This is a genomic window from Shewanella sp. (assembly GCF_013214165.1).
Classification (GTDB): Bacteria; Pseudomonadota; Gammaproteobacteria; order Enterobacterales; family Shewanellaceae; genus Shewanella.
Window position 1 is genome coordinate 1 of record NZ_JABSSM010000157.1, and the last position, 3,538, is coordinate 3,538.

At 44.5% G+C, this 3,538-nt stretch carries 3 protein-coding genes; all 3 read right to left on the minus strand.

The window, feature by feature from the left end:
* Positions 1 to 669: 669 nt before the first annotated feature.
* Positions 670 to 1,278 (minus strand): hypothetical protein, encoded by a 609-nt coding sequence (locus HRU42_RS20760; RefSeq protein WP_295033955.1) that lies wholly within the window; start codon positions 1,276 to 1,278, stop codon positions 670 to 672.
* Between the two features lie 607 nt (positions 1,279 to 1,885).
* Positions 1,886 to 2,470, minus strand: a complete 585-nt coding sequence (locus HRU42_RS20765; RefSeq protein WP_295033957.1) for an EamA family transporter — start codon at positions 2,468 to 2,470, stop codon at positions 1,886 to 1,888.
* A gap of 266 nt (positions 2,471 to 2,736) precedes the next feature.
* On the minus strand, positions 2,737 to 3,402 hold the full coding sequence (locus tag HRU42_RS20770; protein WP_367227202.1) for a hypothetical protein: 666 nt from the start codon (positions 3,400 to 3,402) through the stop codon (positions 2,737 to 2,739).
* Positions 3,403 to 3,538 lie beyond the last annotated feature (136 nt).

A 3,538-nucleotide genomic window follows, 5' to 3' on the forward strand; every position in this document is an offset into this window, starting at 1 on the left:
ACATTCTTTGCAAGATCGATAGCAATAGTGGTAACTTTCATGGTGGACGCTCCTTGATGTAACTGGATATTCAATATCAGTTTGGCGCATTGACGCCGAATTAGGGAGCGTCCATCCCATCACCCATCATAAAAATGAAGCCTTTGACCACATACCAGTGCTGACATTGTGAGTGCTAAATGGCATATAAGGCGATGATTTATTTTAACTTAAAGCATCAAGGCGATGAGTTTTATGCAACCGTAATAAGTGGACACCCATAAGATTGTTGATACGTTAACGTCCCTCAAGTTCAACGTAGCGAATGCATGGTACGAGCCATGATTAAGCCTCTCACACTAGCAATAACACACACTCTCTAAAATCGAAGAGACAACTTATCTTGTAAATCAGCAGGTGTAGATGCAGCTGCGAGCTTCCAAAAAAGGGCCGGAAATGTTCCCTACATTTTTCGGCATTTCCTACTATCCATGTAGGTCAGATGTTTTGGCTGAGCCCACAGGGATGTGCTTGAATGATATCCTATCTAAGGGCCAGTTCGGCATCAGTGCCTCTCGTTCATAAGCGCATGTCTGCGCCATATTCACCGTCTCGTAGAACCTTCTCAAAATAAAGGGTGCATATAAAAAAAGACAGGACAGGCATATCTTTCTTGACTCTTAAAAAGGCTCAATTCAGAGACAGGGGGGAGAGCAAAACCAATAAGAACAATATTGTGACCCCAGCACTCAGGCAAGAAACGGCACCGAATAACAACTTTTGCCATACCCCAGGCGAGCGCGTCACCACAAAATAAGTGAGTATGATAAAGGTTAGGCCCCATGCAATCCAACTAGTTTGGGGGATTTGGGGCGTTTGGGGTAATAATATGTAGTAGGAAAATGGCCCAAGACACAGGAGAGGAAACAATAACAAGGCAATGAAAAAGAGCAGCCAGGTGTGGGCCCTAGGTAGAGATGTTCTTATTCTTAGTACTCGATAAAACAGCGATGACAGCCAGTGCCAGCCTCGTTTTAATCTAGGGGTCACGCCTAATGGTTGCCAGTAAACCAGACACAAGGTCCACAGGATACCGATAGCGACACTAAGCCAACCAAATACGATGAAACTGGTTATTATGACCCCGCTTGAGATCACAAAAAGCACACTACCATTAAGATGCTGGGCATGACCGCGCTCGGTTATCAGGCCTAGAAAAACAAAAAACAATATGCCAAATAGTATGTGAGCTAAGATGGAGGTCAACACGCCGAGTAAAATGGTTTTGGGTAATGTCATGCTAGCGCTCTCGGGCGCTATCCAAAACCTCCAGACGATGAGACCTGCCACGATCAAACACACGACTGACAACACCAAGGGTATCATGACATATCTCCTCTCCCGTTAAATTAATTCCATCTCGCTAGCCTCTTCGGTGTCTGAGATATTGACCTCCTAATGGTCAAATTACTTGCTCTCATATTCCACGGATAGATAACAATTGTCTAGTTAGCCCAAGGCGGTCTTCTGTTGGTAGGTATCTCTAATGAAGCTGATTGATAAGTCTAACGGCCTCTAAAGTCCCTCTCCAAGCTGTGGTGGCCAAATACTAAAAAATAAAAACGGGCAGTTAGGTGCCCGTTTAAATTTGACTAGCGCCATGATCAATGGCGTACACGGATGCTCGTTCCAGTATTCGACCCAACCCAATCCCGTCTATGCCCATAGCATTCACCAGCATGACGATCGATTTTGCAAGATAAAGGCGTTTAATACAACAAAATATAGAGTAGCAATGACGCAGTTTTGTTAAATAAAAGGACAAAACTGACTAACGATTTTCAGGGTGTTGGCATCCCCCACTTCAACAGCTCTAACTTAAGCTTAATCAAAGAGGGGGAAGGGATCATCTGACAATCCTAGATGTCTTAGTTGTTGCTTCGGATGTCTTGGTTGTTGCTTTCGGACTAAGACCTACACCTAGTATGACAAGTCCTAGCGCTACCCATTCTACTACGCTGTAAGAACGCCCTTGTACAATTTCTACTATGGCTAACCAAAGAAAAGCAAGATTTGTCAACACAGAAACTCGTGCAGACTCTTCCGGTGTCGTCGCGGCGATAGTGATAACCTGAATTCTCAAAGCGGCAATGGCGCCAATAGCAAATACAGGCCACCAGTGAAGAGGTAGAGGTGGTTGATACACGATAAGAATAATGGCAGTTACAACAGCAGCCCCAAAATTATAAATTGAGTTGATAGTTCCAGGGCTTTCTCCTTTGCTTGATAAGACTCCCACAAGTATAAAGGATGAAGCATATGCAACAGCAGCAGAAAGCGCTAAAAGTTGCCATAGGCTGAAATCAACTCCCCCATTATTTGCTAGAAGGAACAGTGCTACCCCTGCGAATGCAAGCAGGGCGCTAAACCGTGCTCTTATTTGAGTAACTGCGTAAAATGTAGCAAATATAGGAGCCGTATTTAAAATCATAGAAGCTTCAGCTGCACTAGCTCCCTCAGCACTTAACGCAAAGTAATACGCTCCGAAGGCCCATAGTCCCGCGATGAGCCGCAAAGCGTGCAATGACAGAGGTGCCACAGGGCGTCGACGTGGAGGAGAAAGGCACATACCCACCATATACTGCCCCATAAGTAGCCATAGAGGACTTATAGAATCACTTCCTGTTGATGTAATAATCAAAGCCGTCGCCGCTGAAAGTAGGCTTGCAAAAACCCCTAAGCTTATACCTCGCATAATCAGACCTCTAATAATATTCCGTGAAAGTGAAAGCCTATACCAGAGGAAAGCAAGATGGCTTGGCTTCCTTTAGGAGGTGTATCCGCCATTAAACCTATCCAAGGATCGGCTCCGCCAGCATGCCCATGATTAGTATTAACAAGTTGAACATCAGGGAAGTCCAAAGCATCGATTAAAGGCTCAAAAAGTTTTTTATCACCTTGGTTACAGAAGATCCAGAGTTGTTCTGTATCTAAGCTCTTTACAAGTAGCTTACGCGTGATCGAAGTCCACGCATCAAGATAAGCGGCACTAAGAAGAGGCTTAACTTCTGGTGGCAGGTTACGTTTGACAACACCATTTACAGAACGGTAATATTGATGAAAAGAGGCATTAGTCTGTCCATTCGTTGCGACAATACGATGTCCCGATACCGCATTATGTGAAACGATAATACCTACAGCGCCGTCTGCAAATTGCCTTAAAGCAAAGTGAGAAGGTTCTTCAGAATCAATCGTACGAGATAAATTATCTGCGCTGATAATAAGTATCATCCCTTCCATACTTGAAGCTAATTCGATTGCTTGACCTACCCCTGCGCAACCTGCAAAAATGTCAAAACAAGGGCAAGTTAAACCAAGACTGTCTACGATAGCAGCTGCAGCACTCGGGAAAATGTGCCGTATTCCCGCACTCGGTGTTTTTCAAGGTAGTTGGCACTCTTTACTTAATTTTACGCTACATTTCTTACATCCGTTTCAGGCTCTTTATCTGGATTCAGCATTACTGGGCCCACGGGCTCACAGTTCCTGATGCCGTTAG

Coding starts and splice junctions, on each gene's coding strand:
- HRU42_RS20760 (WP_295033955.1), bottom strand. CDS start 1,278: ATGACATTACCCAAAACCATTTTACTCGGCGTGTTGACCTCCATCTTA.
- HRU42_RS20765 (WP_295033957.1), bottom strand. CDS start 2,470: ATGATTTTAAATACGGCTCCTATATTTGCTACATTTTACGCAGTTACT.